Source organism: Arthrobacter sp. R4, from assembly GCF_051365025.1.
Taxonomy (GTDB): Bacteria; Actinomycetota; Actinomycetes; order Actinomycetales; family Micrococcaceae; genus Arthrobacter.
The window spans coordinates 57406-74827 of the sequence record NZ_JBLWIJ010000043.1 but is presented as its reverse complement, the minus strand read 5'-3'; the positions used below and the strand labels follow the sequence as shown (position 1 = coordinate 74827).

The following is a 17422-nucleotide window of genomic DNA, read 5'->3' as shown; positions in this document are numbered from 1 at the left end:
CCAGGGACTCAACCCACTCGGCGGTCTCTTCCGGATCACGATCAGGCAGCTGGTTAGTCAACCCGCTGAGGATATGGGAGGTATCTTCTCCTGCAGCCACGTCAGCCTCGTTTCATCTTTGAATGTAGGGCTTATGTTTTCGTATTGTGAGAAAACAATTTTACGATTCGAGATTATCGAGGGAAGCGCGCCATGGTCAACACGACCAGGCCGGACCCGCTCCCCTTGGGCCGATGGCTGCGCTGCGCACCGATTGTGACCGCTGGCCAAGCCTGCGTGCCTTGACCCGAGGTGATGCAGCTCATACTCTTATTTCACTATTCAATAACTTCATTTCGCGATGTGGAATAACAGCAAAGATCGTCAGATCAGGGGCTCACCACCGCGGAAATCCCAGAACTGGAGATCCAGATGCAGACGACCCCACCAGTCGGCGTCGAACCGGCTCCCGCCCCGACAGCGTTGTCGGGCCAGCCGATCCACCCGGCCACCGGCATCGACGCCCTGTGCGAAACCGCAAGTGCCGCCTCCGGCCAGGCCATCAGCCCGAGCCTGTACAACGTGGACCTGGCCCCGACGAAGCGGCAGGGCCGCCGTTGGACCGGCTACAGCATCTTCACCCTGTGGGCGAATGACGTACACAGCCTCGGCAACTACGCGTTCGCCGTCGGACTTTTCTCGCTGGGCCTTGGCGGCTGGCAGATCCTCGCTGCCCTGGCCATCGGCGCCGTCCTGCTCTTCGCGCTGCTGAGCTTCTCAGGATTCATGGGCCAGAAGACCGGCGTGCCCTTCCCCGTCATGAGCCGGATCAGCTTCGGCATCCGCGGTGCCCAGCTCGCCAGCCTGCTGCGCGGGGCGGTGGCCGTCGCCTGGTTCGGCATCCAGACCTTCCTGGCCTCAGTGGTGCTGCGGGTCATGCTCGTGGCCATGGTTCCGTCGCTGCACGAGCTGGACACCAACTCCATCCTTGGCCTGTCCACGCTGGGCTGGATCGCTTTCGTAGCACTGTGGATCGTGCAGCTCGTGATTGTCAGCTTCGGCATGGAGATGATCCGCAAATATGAGGCATTCGCCGGACCCGTCATCCTCCTGACCATGGTGCTCCTCGCGGCCTGGGTCTTCATCGAAGCCAAGGGCGCCATCCAGTGGACGGGCATCCGCGGGCTCGAAGGCGGCGAGATGTGGCGGACCATCTTCGCCGGCGGCGCGCTGTGGGTGGCCATTTACGGCACGTTCGTCCTGAACTTTTGCGACTTCACCCGCTCGGCTGTCTCCAGGAAGTCGATCGTCCGAGGCAACTTCTGGGGTATCCCCATCAACATGCTGCTGTTCGGCGCCATCGTGGTGGTCCTTGCCGGCGGGCAGTACAAAATCAACGGCACTATCATCGAAACGCCGTCGGACATCGTGGAGAGCATCCCTAACACGCTATTCCTGGTGCTGGCGTGCCTCGCCATCCTGATCCTGACCATCGCCGTGAACCTGATGGCCAACTTTGTGGCGCCCGTCTACGCCCTCACCAACCTGTTCCCCAAGCGACTCGACTTCCGGAAGGCCGCCTGGGCGAGCGGCACCATTGGCCTGGTGATCCTGCCGTGGAACCTTTACAACAACCCGCTGGTGATCGTGTACTTCCTGGGCGGGCTCGGTGCACTGCTGGGGCCGCTGTTCGGCGTTGTCATGGCCGACTACTGGCTGCTCCGCCGCGGAAGGGTCAATGTGCCAGAGCTCTACAGCGAAAGCCCGGCAGGAGCGTACTTCTACACGAAGGGGGTCAATCCCAAGGCGATCATCGCGCTGCTCCCGGCGTCCGCCGTCGCGATCCTTATTGCCTTTGTACCAGCGCTGGAAGCCGCGGCGCCGTTTGCCTGGTTCTTCGGCGCGGGCCTGGGCGCCCTGACGTACTACCTGATCACTGACCGCAAGCAGCAGTTCGACGACGTCGACGGCGAACCCATCGCCGTGGCCAGCACGCACTGACACGCCTTCCACGCTATGAACCATGGAGAGAGATGCGCATCCTCGTTGCCAACGTAAACACCACGCAGTCCATGACCGATTCCATCGCAGCCCAGGCCAGAAGCATCGCCGCGCCCGGCACGGAAATTGTGGGGCTCACGCCCAGGTTCGGTGCGGATTCGTGCGAGGGGAACTTTGAAAGCTACCTTGCTGCGATCGCCGTGATGGACCGGGTCCTCAGCTACCCGGAACCGTACGACGCCGTCATCCAGGCAGGCTACGGCGAGCACGGCCGGGAGGGCCTTCAGGAACTCCTGGACGTGCCCGTCGTCGACATCACCGAGGCGGCTGCGAGCACTGCGATGTTCCTGGGCCATAAATACTCCGTCATCACCACCCTGGACCGGGCGGTGCCGCTGATCGAGGACCGGCTGAAGCTGGCCGGCCTCGACGCGAGGTGCGCGTCCGTACGTGCCAGCGGGATGGCCGTCCTGGAACTCGAGGAGGAACCGGAACGGGCTGTCGAAGCGATCATCGAGCAGGCACTGATCGCGGTCCGGGAAGACAAGGCTGAGGTCATTGTCCTGGGCTGCGGCGGGATGGCCGGGTTGGACGAGGCGATCCGGCTGCGCGCCGGCGTTCCGGTGGTGGACGGTGTGGCCTCGGCGGTCACCATCGCCGAAGGCCTGGTCCGGATGGGGCTGTCCACGTCCAAGGTCCGCACTTATGCGGCGCCGCGGCCGAAGACTGTCATAGGCTGGCCCTTGTTGGCCGGGGCACCCGAGGCCGTGCGCTGACGGCAATTCCCTATGAAAGGCCCCAACATGACTGACTCCAGCCCGCCGGTAGAATCCCGGGTCGCCGTCGTCACCGGTGCCGGGTCGGGCATCGGCCGGGCAGTGGCCCGGCTGATGCTGGCCGATGGCTACCGCGTGGCGCTGGCAGGACGCCGGGAGGCCCAGCTCCTCGAAACGGCGGACGGGCACCCGAGCGCGCTGGCGGTGCCCTGCGATGTCACGGTTCCCGACGACGTCGAACGGCTCTTCGAAGCCACTCGCCGGCAGTGGGGGAGGCTGGATGTGCTCTTCAACAATGCGGGTGTGTTCGGGCCCGCGGCCTCCGTTGACGAGATCAGCCTGGCCGACTGGAATGCCACGGTGGCGGTTAACCTTACGGGTTCCATGTTGTGCGCCGCCGCTGCTGTCCGCGCTATGAAGGCGCAGCAGCCGCAGGGTGGGCGGATCATCAACAATGGCTCCATTTCGGCGCATTCGCCCCGGCCGCGGACCGTTGCCTATGCCGTGACCAAACATGCCATGACGGGTCTGACCAAGAGCATTGAGCTTGACGGCCGCGCTTTTGGCATCACTTGCGGCCAGATCGACATTGGCAATACCGCCACCGAGATCATGGACACCATAGGGGTGGGCTCGGGCGCGCTCCAAGCCGACGGCAGCCGACGGGTTGAGCCCATGTTCCCCGTGGAGGATGCCGCACGCGCGGTCCTCCTTATGGCCAACATGCCGGCGTCGGCCAGCGTGGGCTCCGTGGTCATCACCGCCGCGGGCATGCCTTTCATCGGCAGGGGCTGACCGCACCCTTTTTCTTCTCGCCGCCGCGTTTTAGGACATCCGCCGCCGGGCTCCCGGGGGCAGATGCCCGAATTCGTGGCGGCCTTTTTCGTGCCCGCCCGCCTTCCAAACATTTCGCAATGTGGAAAATGATTTTCCTCTTGCGGAATTCTGTGACCGGGGTTACGTTTGAAACAGACCCCGATCTCCGGGGCTGTTCCCGATTGATAGGTACAGATCAATGAAGATCCCAGATTCCGCGGCGCTGAAGGCGAGTTCGGCGCCGTCGAAGAAGAAGCCCCTGTATAGGTCGCTCTTCTTCCAAATTCTGATCGCCGTCGTGGCAGGTGTTCTTATCGGACATTTCTGGCCGAACCTCGGCTCACAGCTGAGGCCTCTCGGTGATGGCTTCATCCAGCTCATCAAAATGATCATCGCGCCGCTGATTTTCCTGGTGATCGTCACAGGCATCTCAGCCGTAGGCGACGTCAAGGCGGTCGGAAGGGTCGGAGTCAAAGCCCTTCTCTACTTCACAGCAGCCACGCTTTTCGCACTGGTTTTCGGCCTGGTGGTAGGCAATATCGTCCAGCCCGGTGCCGGGCTGAACATCGATCCCAGCACCCTCTCCCAGGAAGCGCTGAACGCAAAGACCGGCAACGCCCCGCCGAAGGATGCGGCAGCCTTCATCCTGGATGTCATTCCCACCAGCGTCATCGGCGCCTTCGCCAATAACAGCCTCCTGCAGGTCCTCTTCTTCTCGGTGTTCTTCGGCGCGGCCATCGTGGTCATCGGACGTGAACGCTGCATGCCGGTCATCAGCCTGATGGAGACCGTCCTGGAGCTCATCTTCAAGATCATGTCCTGGATCATGAAGGTGGCACCGATCGGCGCCTTCGGTGCCATGGCGTTCATCATCGGCCAGTACGGCCTCGATACGCTCAGTACCTATGCGCTTCTTATTGCCGCCTGCTACGGTGCGGCCATCGTCTTCATCGGACTCCTGTTCCTGGTGGCCTGGGGCTTTGCCAGCGTTCCCCTCTGGCAGTTCCTGAAGTACACCCGCGAGGAGTTCCTGCTGGCCCTGGGCACCGCTTCCACCGAGGCAGTGATGCCGCGCATCATGACCAAGCTGACCAACGCCGGCTGTTCCCGCGCCACCACCGGACTGGTGGTCCCCACCGGTTACTCCTTCAACCTCGACGGCGCCGCGATCTACCTTTCCATCTCCCTGCTCTTCCTGGCGCAGGCGTTCGGGCACAACCTGGATCTCGGCCAGCAGTTGGCCGCACTTGGCGTGCTGCTGCTGACGTCCAAGGGGATGGCCGGCGTCCCGGGGTCATCCTTCCTGGCGCTGTCCGCCACGGCCGCCGCCCTGGGCATCTTCCCCGTGGCCGGCGTCGCCCTCCTTCTCGGCGCTGACCGGCTGATGGACTCCATGCGCGTGGTGGTCAACCTGCTGGGCAACTGCGTGGCCACTTTCGTGGTCTCCAAGTGGGAAGGCCAATTTGACCGCAGCGTGATGGTCCGCGCGTTCCGTGGCGAGATCACCAACCACGACTCCGCGATCATGCTCGGGGTGGAGGAAGTCTTCGAGGATCAGGAGCTTGAGCGGATCAGCGGCGGCCAGGAGCCGTCCCCCAAGTTCCGCGGCGGCCCGAACCCTGGTGACATCCCGGGCTTCCAGATGAGCCGGCCTGGCGCCCACGCCGCCCCGGCCCAGGAGAGCCCAACACCCGCTGTCCACGACTAGCGGCCAACGCCGCCCAGTACGCAGGCCCCGCCCGGAATACCCCGGCGCGGGGCCTGCGCTTTAACGGGTTACAGGCCCCTGGGCCGACTGGCTACAGCGGCAGGAGGGCGGAGAGGTCCGCACGCAGCCCGGAGGCCGCCACCCGGCCCGCCGCGACCGCGTCTGCCCAGCTCAACTGTCCGGTGACCATGCCCAGCCAGGTGGCGGCGTCGCACTCTATGACGTTGGGCGGGGTGCCCCGGGTGTGCCGCGGACCCTCTACGCACTGGGTGACGCCGAATGGCGGCACCCGCACCTCCACCGAGTTGCCCGGGGCCCGGGCCGTTACTTCCTCCAGCGTGTATCGCACCGCGGTGGCGGTCACAGCGCGGGGGACAGGAACGTCCGACGCCGACGCGGAACCTTCCCGCCACGCGGCCAGCGCCGCTGTGCCTTCTTCAATGCCAATACGACGGCGCGCTACAGCCATGCGGCCGGCCTCCTTAATGCAGGTGGGGAAGGGAAAACGTCAGTCGAGGAGGGCCGACACGGCCGGTCCCAGCCGAATCCGGCCCACGGGCCGACCGCCGCCCATCACGGGCTCAACCACCTTTTCCAGGACACTGGAGACGCCCGGGATGTCCACTGCCCCGGCGGCGGCGAGCATGGTCAGGCCCACCAGGGACGTGGCACGCAGGTTGCCGTCCAGCATCTTGATGGCCACGGCGACGCCCTGCGGGGTGGCCATCACCAACACTCCCTCGGCGCCGATCTTGGCGATGATTTCGAGTTCGTCCATCACGATCGTGTTGGCCTCGCCGCGGCCCTGCACAGCCCACGGGTAGTCCAGCATGGAGGTGGCGATGGTGGCGGCCCGGGCATTGGAGTTCTTGTCACCCGGCGCCTTGGCCAGCAGGGAAAAGGCGCGGGCCAGTCCGGTCAGCGAGACCGCGGCCACCGGAGCCCCACAGCCGTCGATCCCCAGGTGGGCGATTTGTTCGCCGGTATACTCCTCGATCACGCTGCGGACACCCTGCTGGAGCGGATGGTTGGGTTCGAGGTAGCTGTGCGTGTCCCAGCCGTTTTCCGTGCAGGCCCAGAGGAACGCAGCATGCTTGCCGGAGCAATTGAAGGCTAGCTTGGACTTGCCGCGTTCGGAGCGGACCAGCCAGTTGCGGGCTGTCTCGTCCTGGGGCCACGCGGCCGGACACTGGAGCTGTTCTTCCTTGACTCCGGCAGCCTTGAGCATTCCCTCGACCACGTCCATGTGGTCGAGGGATCCCACGTGGCTGGCGCAGGCCAGGGCCACCTGGGCGCCGCGCAAAGGCACACCTGCCTGCATGGACGCCAGGGCTTGCAGCGGCTTGAGCGCGGACCGGGCATAGATGGGGGTGGTGATGTCGCCGAGTTCAGTCACCACGGTGCCGTCGGTGGCCAGGAGTACCGCGGAGCCGATGTGCCGGGATTCCACGAAGCCGCTGCGCTCAACGACGGCCAGTTCGACGGCGGAGTCCACAGTGAAGGTGGCATGCGGGTTGTGCGGCATGTTGCCAGTCTAGGGCCCCTGAAGGGAATGTCCGGGGAAGCCCATGGACGCCCGGGAAATGCCGGCTACTCCACGGTGACCATCACGGACTGCCAGCCGGAGGCGCCGTCAGGTACGGGCTCGGCGCGCTGGTCTGTCTGCATCTCGCCAGTTCCATCCGTGGCGCGGACCTTGATGTAGTGCGGTCCCGGGGTGGCTTCCCATGCGTAGGACCACTGGCGCCACGTAATCACGGACGCCTCCGCTGAGAGCGTGGCCTCGGCCCAGTCCCCGTTGTCGATCTGGACCTCAACCTTGGTGATGCCACGGGTCTGCGCCCAGGCGGTGCCTCCGATCGCCACGCGGCCGGCCGGCACCTTGGCGAAGGATTTGGGCACCTCCACCCGGGCCATCGTCTTAATGGGGCCGCGCTCGGACCAGCCGCGCTCCGTCCAGTAGGCCTTGCTGTCCGCAAAACGGGTGACCTCAAGATCCACCACCCACTTTGTGGCGGAGACGAAGCCGTACAGCCCGGGCACCACCATGCGCACCGGATAACCGTGCTCCAGCGGCAGGGGCTCACCGTTCATGCCGATAGCCAGCATGGCGTCGCGGTCGTCCTGCAGCACTTCCAGTGGCGTCGAGGCACTAAAGCCGTCGATCGAGGTGGACAGCACCATGTCCGCCCCGTCGGTGGGGCGCGCCCGCTTGAGGACCTCACGGATGGGCAGCCCCAGCCATTTCGCGTTGCCGGCGAGGTTGCCGCCCACGGGATTGGAGACACAGGTGAGGGTGACGTGCGATTCGATCAGGTCGGCGTCGAGCAGGTCCTGGAAGGTGAGGCGCACCTCTTCCTCCACCAGGCCATGGACGCGGAGCTCCCAGTCGTCGGCGTTGATCTCCGGAACGCTTAGTGCGGTATCAATCCGGTAGAAGTCTCCGTTGGGGGTGATCCAGGGGGTCACGCCGGCCACAGGGGACTGCACGCCGGCGGGTATGGCCGCTGCCGCCTTCACCGGCGCGGGCAGCTGAAGGGCGTTCCGTGCCTGGGCGATGTTGCTGCGGGCCGCGCCCAGGAGCCTGCCGCCGGTGGCGGCGATGCCGGCGGCTGCTGCTGTGATGCCCGCGGCGGCGAAGAACCTGCGGCGGCTCGTCCCGGGCTCCGCCGTCGGGGTTTCCGACGGCGGAACCGCGGGCCCGGGCTCTGCCGCGGGCCCGGTTCTGACCCGCCACGCCAGTACGATCAGCAGCCGCAGGACCACCAAACCGGCCAGCGTTCCCAGGACTGTGGGGATGGCGTCCAGGGGTTTGACGCCGGCGCGGGTCACCACGCTGGCAACGATCACGGTGCCCATCAGCACAACTCCGGCTACACCCAGTGCCCATTTGCGGTAGGCCACCACGCCCAGCACGCAGGCGAGCAGGAAGATGGTCAGGCCCATCCCCACAAACAGTGCCGCCTTGTCGTTGGTGCCGAACGTGGAGATGGCGAAGTCCTTCATCCAAGGCGGCGTGAAGTCGATGAACGTGGACCCCAGGGCAATCACCGGGGTGGCCCGCGCCGTAAAGAACGCACCAATCAGTTCGGCGACGGCAAGTACGACGGCGGCTGCCACGGCACCGGCAAGCGCAGCCATGGCGGTTGGACCCTTGAGCCACTTCAGGAGCTTCTTCATGCCGTTGGTTCGTAGCGGACGGCGTTGGGGATTGTTCCGCCGAGGCCCCGCAGCTGACACAGCTTAGGAGCCTTCCCGGTTCACGAAGTACCCTTGGAGACTGTGAAGGTACTCGTCATCGGCCCCGGAGGCCGCGAACACGCCATTGTCCGCTCCCTGCTCGCCGACCCCAACGTGTCCGAGGTCCATGCAGCTCCCGGCAATGCCGGCATCAGCAAACTGGTCCCCACCCACAACATTGACGGCAATGATCCCGACGCCGTCGCGGCCCTGGCAACCAAGCTGGCCGTCGACCTCGTGGTGGTGGGCCCGGAGGCGCCGCTGGCCGCCGGTGTTTCCGACGCCGTCCGCGAAGCCGGCATTCCGGTGTTCGGACCCAGCAAGGCCGCGGCCCAGCTCGAGGCTTCCAAGGCGTTCGCCAAGGAGATCATGGCTGAGGCCGGTGTGCCCACGGCTATGGCCCTGGTGGCCACCAATGCCGAGGAAGCCGCCTCTGCCCTGGACACCTTCGGCGCGCCCTACGTGGTGAAGGACGACGGCCTCGCCGCAGGCAAAGGCGTAGTGGTCACCAAGAACCGCGAAGAGGCCCTTGCTCACGCACAGACCTGCTTCGACGCCGGCGGCACCGTGGTGATCGAGGAATTCCTGGACGGCCCCGAAGTGTCACTCTTCGTCCTGTGCGATGGCCGCAACACCGTGGCCCTGTCCCCGGCGCAGGACTTCAAGCGCATCTTCGACAACGACGAAGGCCCCAACACCGGCGGCATGGGTGCGTACACCCCCCTGGAATGGGCGCCGGAAGGCCTGGTGCAGGAAGTCATCGACCGCGTGGCCCAGCCCACGGTCAACGAAATGGCGCACCGCGGCACACCCTTCGTGGGCGTGCTGTTCGTGGGCCTGGCCCTGACATCACGCGGGACCCGGGTCATTGAATTCAACGTCCGTTTCGGCGATCCCGAGACACAGGCCGTCCTGGCCCGCCTCAAGACCCCCCTGGGTGCGCTGCTGCTGGCAGCCGCCAAGGGCGAACTGGACAAAGCCGAAGAGCTGCGCTGGTCCAAGGACACCGCCGTCGCCGTCGTCGTTGCTTCCGAGAACTACCCGGACACACCCCGCACCGGTGACCGCATCCGGGGGCTCAAGAAGGTGGACGAGCTCGAAGGCGTGCACGTGATCCATGCCGGCACCAAGCTCGACGACGAAGGCAAAGTGATTTCCGCAGGCGGCCGCGTGCTCGCCGTGGTTGCCCTTGGCAGCGACCTCGTGGAGGCCCGCGAAAGGGCGTACGACGGCGTGGAGCTGGTTCAGCTGGAAGGCTCCCAGTTCCGGACGGACATCGGCCGTAAGGCTGCCCGCGGCGAGATCAAGGTGTCCTCCAGCGCCACCGGATCCCTGCCCGTGACGAAAGCGAAGGCTTAGCATGACCGAGAATTCCCCGCAGGAAGCAGAGCAGAAGCGCGGCCTCAGCACCGCCACTCTGGACCTCCCCGGCTGGACGCACGTCTACTCAGGCAAGGTCCGTGACCTGTATGAGCCCGCGGACGACTCCATCCGCGAGCAGGTGGGCCAGGACTGTGTCCTGGTGGTGGCCAGCGACCGCATCAGCGCCTACGACCACGTCCTGACGAGCGAGATCCCGGACAAGGGCCGGATCCTTACCCAGCTGAGCCTGTGGTGGTTCGACCAGCTCGGCGTGGAGCACCACGTCCTGGCCTCCACCGTGGAAGGCGGGGTGCCCGCTGCGGTGGAAGGCCGCGCCATGATCTGCAAAAAGCTGGATATGTTCCCCGTGGAATGCATTGCCCGTGGCTACCTCACGGGTTCCGGCCTGCTGGAGTACCAGGCGTCCGGCACGGTCTGCGCCATCCCCCTGCCCCCGGGCCTGGTGGACGGGTCCCGGCTGGAGCGCGCTATCTTCACGCCGTCAGCGAAGGCCGAGGTGGGCCACCATGACGAGAACATTACCTACGACGCCATGGTGGGCATGGTGGGCGACGACATCGCGGGGCGGCTGAGCGAACTGACCCTGAAGATCTACACCACCGCGGAGAAGATCGCCCGCGAACGGGGCATCATCCTGGCTGATACGAAGGTGGAGTTCGGCTACGACGCCGTGTCCGGGACCATCACCCTGGGCGATGAGGTGCTCACCCCGGATTCCTCCCGGTTCTGGGATGCAGCCACGTACCAGCCCGGCCAGGCGCAGCCATCCTACGACAAGCAGTACGTGCGGGACTGGCTCACGTCAGCCGAATCAGGCTGGGACCGGTCCTCGGACGTTCCCCCGCCCGCGCTGCCGGCAGATGTCGTTGCCCGTACACGCAGCCGCTACGTTGAGGCGTACGAGAAGCTCACGGGCCAGGCCTTCGCCTAGGTTTGTTCACTGGCCCGTTCCAGGTGGGCCCGGCTACCGGCTGGGCCCGCTGGGAGCGGGCCTTGCCGGTATAGCCTGCGTTGCTGGACCAGCCGGCTAGCTTGCCTTGCTGGCCTTGGCCGCCTTCGCGGCACGCTGCTGCGCCAGCCGGATCTCCAGGACGGCGTCGAGTGCCTGCTGGACGCGGTCCGATGCGCCAGCCGCGCTGAATGCCTTCTGTGCTTCCTCCAGGTAAACCAAGGCCTCCTCCGACTCGCCGGCGGCTTTCAGCGACTTGCCCAGCAGGAGCGAAACTTCGCCGGCGGTGTGCTTGGCCAGTGCGTCTGATTCGGCGTGGATTTCCCGGAGCTTGCTGATGGCAGCCATGATGTCGCCGGTGAGGTAAAGCCACCGCGCGCGGATGAAGGCCACTTCCAGCTGGTCCGTCTTGTTGCCGCCCACGATGGACAGCGCCAGTTCGGCACGCTCGATGGAGGACAGCGTTTCCGGCTCCACGATGCCCGAGGACAGGCGTACTGCCGCGGATGCCTTGTTGAACCGCGCCCATAGTTCGATGTCGTTGGCGGGGGAGAGCATCCGGGCGGCACGTTCGTGGTACTTGATGCCCTCCGCGTAGTCATGCCGCATGAACGCCACGTTGCCGATCACCCAGGCCACTTCGCCGGCGAGCTGGGACATGGAGTGTTCGTCCACTTGGTCGTTCATGTCCTGGCAGAACTTCCAGGCCTCGTCCAGCCGGCCGCTCTCTGCCAAGGCCCCGATCAGGGCCCGGTGGGCGCCGATGATGAGGGTGGAACCTTTGGGCAGCTTCGCGCAAAGTTTCACCGCCTCCATGGCGTGATCGACGGCGGTACTCAACTGGCCCTGTCCCTGGCAGATTCCTGCGAGCATCTGCCGGGCACGCACACCCAGGCCCACTGACTCGGTGGCCATCGGGTGCTCGAGCAGGTGCTGCATGATCTTCTGGCACTCCTGCCAGTTCCCCTGCTTGATCAGGCACTCGGCCTGCATGTAGGTCATGTTCCACCAGGCGCTGGTGTTCTTGCCCTCCAGCGCTATTTGTGCCGCGGTGGCGGCGTGCGTGGCGGCCAGGGGGTAATCCCTGAGGTCCCAGGCCTGGCGTGCGTAGAGCCCGGCGAGGACGTATTCGGCGTCGCTGACCGAGATGGGTTGGCTCCAGGCTTCCAGCGCCTTGGGCGCCAGTTCCAGCCTGCGGGCCAGTTCCTCGATAACTTCGGCCGTCGGTTCCCTCCGGCCGGTCTCGAGGAGGGAAATATAGCTGGGGGAATACAGGTCCTTGCCCAGTTCAGCCTGTGTCAGCCCACGTTCGAGACGCTCCGCCCGGAGCTTCTCCCCGAATCCGTTGCCCACGGGATTTTCCTCCTAATTCCGGACAGTCTTTATACTCAATGCTTGACAGTCCCTGTGGAAAACATTTTACAATGTATGTCAACAAGGACAGTGCTGACTTTGTAACGAATCCGACTCGTATTGAGGAACTTATATGTTGAAGAAGATTGCAGCCGCAGCCGTTCTGGCCGGGGCCCTGGCGTTTTCTGCGGCGGCTCCGGCCGTCCTGTCGGCTGGTTCCATTGCTGACACCCCGGGGGTATCCGTTGCCGTAGGTAACTGGCCGGATCCCATGTCCAAGAAGACCAAGGACACCAAGGACAGCGACACCACGTACACCACGAACGTGGGCAACTGGCCTGACCCGATGTAATCACTCCTCACCAAAGGGAGGCGAGGCCCCGGACCATGCGAACCATGGTCCGGGGCCGTTCCTTTGCCCAGGGTGACCCCCTGGCGTCGATGACACACCGACGTGGATGACATAACGCGACGAATGCTTATGACAGAAGGTAACAAATTGGCATCATGCGGGAACCAAAAAGAGGGCCTCCCTGGGGGAGACCCTCTTTGTTTTGGTCGGGATGACAGGATTTGAACCTGCGACCTCTTCGTCCCGAACGAAGCGCGCTACCAAGCTGCGCTACATCCCGATCCGCTGCAAAAGCAACTTTACAAGGATAGCCGATCCGGGGTCCGGATGCGAAATCCGCTTGCTGGCCCGCCGCCTCAGCGCGCGCGCCGGCGGCTGCGCCCCGCAGAGGCGTCCGCGCTGGCCGGAAGGCGTTCGGCCAGGACGGGAAGCGAATCGTGACGCCCGCGCTCTACGTGGGCAGACGCCAGGGCGGCGGCCAGCGCCGGCTGGCCCTCTACGATGGCCTGGACCAGTTCTGAGTGCTCCTGCCACATCTTGGGAGTGTCACGCTCCGGCGTCAGTCGGAAGAGCCACCGCACACGACCGTTCATCAGGCCTGTCATGCGCCGGAGAAGGTGGTGGTCGGCGAGCTTCACGATCTCCTCATGCAGGTCCGAGTTACGTCCGGACGCCTGGACGCCGTTGACTCCGGTGCGGGCAGATTCCAGGGCGTCCAGCAGCGCCGCAGGGCTGGCGCCCTCGGAAACCCTCCGTGCAGCGCATGACGCGGCCAGGGGTTCCAGCTGCAGCCGCAGGTCAAAGACCTCCTGCGCGTCACGGTAGGTGAAGGAATGGACGACGGCGCCGCGGCGGGGTTCGGTGGAAATGAAGCCTTCGGCCTCCAGCAGGGGCAGTGCCTCACGCAGGGGGATCCGGGACACTTCAAGGTCTGCGGCCAGATCCCGTTCGTTCAGCTTTCCGCCGGCGGGCAGCTGGCCGGAGATGATCCTCTCGCGCAGCACCTCGGCGACGCGCTCGGACAATGGCTCCGCGAGGAGTTCAGCCGCGCCGTTTTCCATCTCATCTCCCATGGGGTTCAGGCTATCCCAGCCGGGATCCCCGGCCGGTCAGACCAGCGAGTCCTTCCAGGCGCCGTGGAGGTCGGCGAACCGCCCGCCGCCGCCGATCAGGTCCGCAGGTGTGCCGTCCTCCACCACGCGGCCGTCGTGGACCACCAGCACGCGGTCGGCGGTTTCGACGGTGGAAAGCCGGTGCGCGATGATCAGCGCCGTGCGGCCCCCGCCCGCAGCAGCGGAACCGGGGGCACCTGCGGCAGTGCCGGCGTCGGCCGTTGCCTTCAGGAGGCGCGCCAAACCGGTCTGGACGAGCCGCTCCGAAGGAATGTCCAAGGAGGAGGTTGCCTCGTCCAGGATGAGTACCGCCGGCCGGGCCAAGAATGCACGGGCGAAGCTGATGAGCTGGCGCTGGCCTGAGGAGACGCGCCCGCCACGCTTGTTGACGTCGGTGTCGTACCCCTCGGGCAATTCGGTGATGAACTCGTGGGCTCCGACGGCCCGGGCGGCCTCTTCGATCTCCTCGCGGGAGGCCTCCGGCCGGCCCAGTGCTATGTTGTCCGCCACGGAGCCGCTGAACAGGAACGCCTCCTGGGTCACCATCACAATGTTCCGGCGCAGGTCCGTGGTGCTGAGGTTGCGGAGGTCCACGCCGTCCAGCGTGAGTGAGCCGGCGGAGACGTCGTAGAAACGGGCGATCAGCTTGGCCAGGGTGGACTTGCCGGCGCCCGTCTGGCCCACCAGCGCTACGGTCTGGCCGGCCGGAATGTGCAGGTCCATGGTGGGGATGACCACCGGGCCCTCGCCATAGCGGAACTCCACGCTCTTGAAATCGACCGTGCCCTTGGCGTCCCGCAGCGCCACCGCGTTCTTGGGCGGGCGGACTGTGGGGACCTCCTCCAGCAGGCCGGACACCTTCTCCAGGGCGGCCTGGGCACTCTGGAAGGAGTTGTAGAACATGGCCATCTGGTCCACCGGTTGGAAGAAGCGCTTGGTGGACAGGATCAGGGCCAGCAGCACCCCCACGGCGAGATCCCCGCCAAGGACCCGGAATCCGCCGAACAACAGGACCGCTGCCACGCAGATGTTGCCGATCAGCACCAGGCCGGGCTGGAAGATTCCGTTGAGGTTGATGGAGCGGACGGTGACCCGCCGGTAGTCCTCGGACAGTTGGCCGTAGTGCTCGGCGTTTTCGCGTTCCTTACGGAAGGCCTTCACGGCGCGGATTCCGGTCATGGTCTCCACGAAGTGAACGATCAGCCGGGCGGACACCACCCGGGATTCACGGAAGGCGATCTGGGAATGCTTCTGGTACCACCGCGAGAGGAAGTACATGGGGACGCCGGCGGCCAGGACAATCAGCCCGCTCCGCCAGTCCAGGGCGAACACCGTAACGGCGGTGAAGACCATGAACAGCATGCCCGAGGCGAGGGAACTCACGCCCGAATCGAGGAGTTCGCGCAGCGCCTCAAGGTCCGAGGTCTGCCGGGCGATGATCCGGCCCGAGGTGTACTTTTCGTGGAATTCCAGGCTGAGGCGCTGCGTGTGCCGGAAGACCCGCACCCTGAGGTCCAGGAGCATCGCCTGGCTGAGCCGCGCGGTGGAGGTGACGTAAAGGGCCGTCAGCGCGGCAGTTGCTACCGCAGCGGCAAGGTAGCCGACGCCGGTGAGCACCAAGGGGAAATTGTCGCCTGCCTGCAGGGCGGGCAAAGCGTGGTCGATGCCAAAAGCGATCAGCGCCGGTCCCGCCACGCGGGCGGCCTGGGACAGCACTACCGTGGCGATGGTCAGCCAGAACCTGAGCCGCACCGGACGGATCAGTGACCGCAGCAAGGCGAGCGACCGCCGTCGTACGGCTTTGCTGTCGCTTTTGCTCAGGTGGGCGTTGTCCTCGTTGGCTGTGCCGAACGTTGCGGTGCTCATCGGATGATTTCCCCTGCTTCGACGTTGGCCTCTTCCTCAAGTTCGGACAGTTCCGAATCCAGGTCCCGGGGTTCCTGGTCCAGGCTGGCGATGACGTAGCGGTAGTGCGGGTTCTCCGCCAGCAGTTCCGTGTGCGTCCCGACGGCGGCAATGCGACCGTCCTCCAGCAGGGCCACCCGGTCCGCCAACGCCACCGTGGAAGGCCGGTGGGCGACGATCAGGGTGGTGGTGTCCTTCAGCACCGTACGCAGCCGAGCCTCTACCAGCTCTTCGGTGTGGACGTCGAGCGCGGAGAGTGGATCGTCGAGCACCAGGACGCGTGGCCGGGCGGCGATGGCCCGGGCGAGGGCAATCCGTTGACGCTGCCCACCGGAGAGGCTCAGGCCCTCTTCGCCGATGAGCGTGTCCACGCCTTCCGGGAGGGAGTACGCGAAGTGTGCCTGGGCCACGTCGAGGGCCTCATCCAGTGCTTCCTCGCTTCGGTCCTGCGCGCCGAGCAGCACGTTGTCGCGGACGGAATTTGAGAACAGAGTGGTGTCCTCGAACGCGACACCCACCACGCGGCGGAGCTCTTCGACGTCGAACTCGCGCAGGTCTACGCCGTCAATGCTGATGGAGCCGTCCGTGACGTCGTACAGCCGGGGGACCAGCTGGATCAGGGCGCTTTTACCACTGCCCGTGATACCCACCACGGCCATGGTTTCACCCGGCAGGACCTCCAGGTTGATGTCCTTGAGGATGGGCCGGTCCGGCGCGTCCTCAAAGGCGAAGGTGGCATGGTTGAACCGCAAGGCCCCTCGGAGCTCGGAGGGCCGGCGTGGCTCCGGGGGACTGGTGATGGTGTTTGCCGAATCCATCACTTCGAAGTGGCGGTCGACGGCGGTCTTGGCAGTGAGTGCCATGGCGAGCAGCATGCCGGAGAACTCCACCGGGGACGCGATGACGGCGGCAGTGGCGAAGAAGGCCACGAGGGCGCCGATGCTTAGTTGGCCGCTGGCGCACAGCATGACGCCCACCACCAGCCCGGCACCCAGCGCGAGTTCGGGCAGCAGGGTGACCACCATGGTGAAGGTGGCCTGGTGCCGGGCCTTGGAGATCTCGGTCTGGCGGAGTTCCTCGGCCTGCTCGTTGAAGTTCTCCAGGGCCTCCCGGCTCCGGCCGAACGCCTTGAGGACGCGAATGCCATGGACGGATTCCTCCACCGTGGTGGCGAGGTCGCCGGCCTGGTCCTGGCTGCGCCGCGCCACCTTGCTGAAGCGGGTCCGGAACCGGAAGCCGTAGGCCATGATGGGCACCGCGGCAGCGAGGAAAATGAGGGCCAGTTGCCAGCTCATCGAAAACATGACTGCAATGCCGATGACGACGGTGAGGGTGGTCACCACCAGCATGATGGCGCCGAAGGCCATCCAGCGGCGCAGGAAGTTCAGATCGGTCATGGCACGGGAAAGCAACTGCCCGGAGCCCCACCGGTCATGGAAGGACACGGTCAGGTCCTGCAGGTGCCCGTAAAGGGAGACGCGCATCCTGGTTTCAACGGTAGTTGCCGGGTTGATGACAAACTGCCGGCGCAGGGCCACGAGCACAGCCTCGGCAATGCCCAGGACCAGGATAATGATGGCGGCAATCCAGACGGCGTCCGTGGCGCCGCCGGCCTGGAGCGAGTCGTTGATCAGTACCCGGAGTACCTGGGGGATGGTCAGGGCGACCACACTGGCCAGGAGTGCACAGAGGAGCCCCATGATGAGCCGGGGGATGATCGGCCTGACGTGAGGATAAAGACGGCTAATGGATCTGAAAAATGAAGTCTGCTTGGCCATGCCCGCTTCTCAAGCTCTAAATCGAATGTAGTTTCCCGTAGCAACTACCTTATGCCATGGCGTGATTCGA

Annotated in this window: 14 protein-coding genes and 1 tRNA gene; 7 read left to right on the top strand and 8 right to left on the bottom strand. The window is 65.4% G+C overall.

Annotation, left to right across the window (positions count from 1 at the left end; genetic code table 11):
- Positions 1 to 411: 411 nt before the first annotated feature.
- The 4 genes from ACLKOZ_RS21450 (at position 412) to ACLKOZ_RS21435 (ending at position 5280) form a co-directional block, all read left to right on the top strand.
- The gene (locus ACLKOZ_RS21450) at positions 412 to 1980 is read left to right on the top strand and encodes an NCS1 family nucleobase:cation symporter-1 (RefSeq protein WP_436478172.1); all 1569 of its coding nucleotides are present in this window, start codon (positions 412 to 414) and stop codon (positions 1978 to 1980) included.
- 32 nt (positions 1981 to 2012) lie between these two features.
- Positions 2013 to 2756 (top strand): aspartate/glutamate racemase family protein, encoded by a 744-nt coding sequence (locus ACLKOZ_RS21445; protein WP_436478170.1) that lies wholly within the window; start codon positions 2013 to 2015, stop codon positions 2754 to 2756.
- A 27-nt stretch (positions 2757 to 2783) separates the two neighbouring features.
- Positions 2784 to 3551 carry an SDR family oxidoreductase gene (locus ACLKOZ_RS21440; protein WP_436478168.1) on the top strand — a complete coding sequence of 256 codons (768 nt, stop codon included), beginning with the start codon at positions 2784 to 2786 and terminating at the stop codon, positions 3549 to 3551.
- Positions 3552 to 3771: 220 nt separating this feature from the next.
- Positions 3772 to 5280, top strand: coding sequence for a cation:dicarboxylate symporter family transporter (locus ACLKOZ_RS21435; protein WP_436478166.1), 1509 nt, complete (start codon positions 3772 to 3774; stop codon positions 5278 to 5280).
- Positions 5281 to 5371: 91 nt separating this feature from the next.
- Here the strand turns inward: ACLKOZ_RS21435 and ACLKOZ_RS21430 are convergent, their stop codons facing one another.
- From ACLKOZ_RS21430 to ACLKOZ_RS21420, 3 genes are all read right to left on the bottom strand, one after another.
- Entirely contained in the window at positions 5372 to 5749 is a 378-nt protein-coding gene (locus ACLKOZ_RS21430; RefSeq protein ID WP_337345954.1) for a sterol carrier family protein, read from the bottom strand.
- 39 nt (positions 5750 to 5788) lie between these two features.
- Positions 5789 to 6805 carry an asparaginase gene (locus ACLKOZ_RS21425; protein WP_436478164.1) on the bottom strand — a complete coding sequence of 339 codons (1017 nt, stop codon included), beginning with the start codon at positions 6803 to 6805 and terminating at the stop codon, positions 5789 to 5791.
- Positions 6806 to 6870: 65 nt separating this feature from the next.
- Positions 6871 to 8460, bottom strand: coding sequence for a molybdopterin-dependent oxidoreductase (locus ACLKOZ_RS21420; protein ID WP_436478162.1), 1590 nt, complete (start codon positions 8458 to 8460; stop codon positions 6871 to 6873).
- Positions 8461 to 8562: 102 nt separating this feature from the next.
- Between ACLKOZ_RS21420 and purD the strand changes: the two genes are divergently transcribed.
- Positions 8563 to 9879: a phosphoribosylamine--glycine ligase gene (gene purD / locus ACLKOZ_RS21415; RefSeq protein ID WP_337345957.1), complete on the top strand. Its 1317-nt coding sequence runs from the start codon at positions 8563 to 8565 to the stop codon at positions 9877 to 9879.
- Position 9880: 1 nt separating this feature from the next.
- Positions 9881 to 10834 carry a phosphoribosylaminoimidazolesuccinocarboxamide synthase gene (locus ACLKOZ_RS21410; RefSeq protein ID WP_436478160.1) on the top strand — a complete coding sequence of 318 codons (954 nt, stop codon included), beginning with the start codon at positions 9881 to 9883 and terminating at the stop codon, positions 10832 to 10834.
- Between the two features lie 96 nt (positions 10835 to 10930).
- On the opposite strand, the gene ACLKOZ_RS21405 is transcribed toward ACLKOZ_RS21410, so the two are convergent.
- Positions 10931 to 12205, bottom strand: a complete 1275-nt coding sequence (locus ACLKOZ_RS21405; protein ID WP_337345959.1) for a helix-turn-helix domain-containing protein — start codon at positions 12203 to 12205, stop codon at positions 10931 to 10933.
- A gap of 133 nt (positions 12206 to 12338) precedes the next feature.
- On the opposite strand from ACLKOZ_RS21405, the gene ACLKOZ_RS21400 reads away from it, so the two are divergent.
- Positions 12339 to 12557, top strand: a complete 219-nt coding sequence (locus ACLKOZ_RS21400) for a hypothetical protein (protein ID WP_436478158.1) — start codon at positions 12339 to 12341, stop codon at positions 12555 to 12557.
- Between the two features lie 203 nt (positions 12558 to 12760).
- Here ACLKOZ_RS21400 and ACLKOZ_RS21395 read toward each other — a convergent pair.
- The 4 genes from ACLKOZ_RS21395 to ACLKOZ_RS21380 all read right to left on the bottom strand — a co-directional run bounded on the left by ACLKOZ_RS21395 (position 12761) and on the right by ACLKOZ_RS21380 (position 17352).
- Positions 12761 to 12837: transfer RNA gene (locus ACLKOZ_RS21395), tRNA-Pro, on the bottom strand.
- Positions 12838 to 12913: 76 nt separating this feature from the next.
- Positions 12914 to 13630 carry a GntR family transcriptional regulator gene (locus ACLKOZ_RS21390; protein WP_436478156.1) on the bottom strand — a complete coding sequence of 239 codons (717 nt, stop codon included), beginning with the start codon at positions 13628 to 13630 and terminating at the stop codon, positions 12914 to 12916.
- A 36-nt stretch (positions 13631 to 13666) separates the two neighbouring features.
- Complete coding sequence (locus tag ACLKOZ_RS21385) at positions 13667 to 15535, bottom strand: ABC transporter ATP-binding protein (protein WP_436478154.1); 1869 nt, start codon at positions 15533 to 15535, stop codon at positions 13667 to 13669.
- A complete protein-coding gene (locus tag ACLKOZ_RS21380; protein WP_436478153.1) occupies positions 15532 to 17352 on the bottom strand; it encodes an ABC transporter ATP-binding protein in 1821 nt (606 codons plus the stop codon). The genes ACLKOZ_RS21385 and ACLKOZ_RS21380 overlap by 4 nt, the downstream gene beginning before the upstream one ends.
- Positions 17353 to 17422 lie beyond the last annotated feature (70 nt).

Bases quoted from the DNA above. Each gene is read 5' to 3' on its own strand.
- ACLKOZ_RS21400 (WP_436478158.1), top strand. From the start codon at position 12,339: ATGTTGAAGAAGATTGCAGCCGCAGCCGTTCTGGCCGGGGCCCTGGCG.
- ACLKOZ_RS21420 (WP_436478162.1), bottom strand. From the start codon at position 8,460: ATGAAGAAGCTCCTGAAGTGGCTCAAGGGTCCAACCGCCATGGCTGCG.
- ACLKOZ_RS21445 (WP_436478170.1), top strand. From the start codon at position 2,013: ATGCGCATCCTCGTTGCCAACGTAAACACCACGCAGTCCATGACCGAT.
- ACLKOZ_RS21450 (WP_436478172.1), top strand. From the start codon at position 412: ATGCAGACGACCCCACCAGTCGGCGTCGAACCGGCTCCCGCCCCGACA.
- ACLKOZ_RS21435 (WP_436478166.1), top strand. From the start codon at position 3,772: ATGAAGATCCCAGATTCCGCGGCGCTGAAGGCGAGTTCGGCGCCGTCG.
- ACLKOZ_RS21425 (WP_436478164.1), bottom strand. From the start codon at position 6,805: ATGCCGCACAACCCGCATGCCACCTTCACTGTGGACTCCGCCGTCGAA.
- ACLKOZ_RS21380 (WP_436478153.1), bottom strand. From the start codon at position 17,352: ATGGCCAAGCAGACTTCATTTTTCAGATCCATTAGCCGTCTTTATCCT.
- ACLKOZ_RS21410 (WP_436478160.1), top strand. From the start codon at position 9,881: ATGACCGAGAATTCCCCGCAGGAAGCAGAGCAGAAGCGCGGCCTCAGC.
- ACLKOZ_RS21390 (WP_436478156.1), bottom strand. From the start codon at position 13,630: ATGGGAGATGAGATGGAAAACGGCGCGGCTGAACTCCTCGCGGAGCCA.
- ACLKOZ_RS21385 (WP_436478154.1), bottom strand. From the start codon at position 15,535: ATGAGCACCGCAACGTTCGGCACAGCCAACGAGGACAACGCCCACCTG.
- ACLKOZ_RS21430 (WP_337345954.1), bottom strand. From the start codon at position 5,749: ATGGCTGTAGCGCGCCGTCGTATTGGCATTGAAGAAGGCACAGCGGCG.
- ACLKOZ_RS21440 (WP_436478168.1), top strand. From the start codon at position 2,784: ATGACTGACTCCAGCCCGCCGGTAGAATCCCGGGTCGCCGTCGTCACC.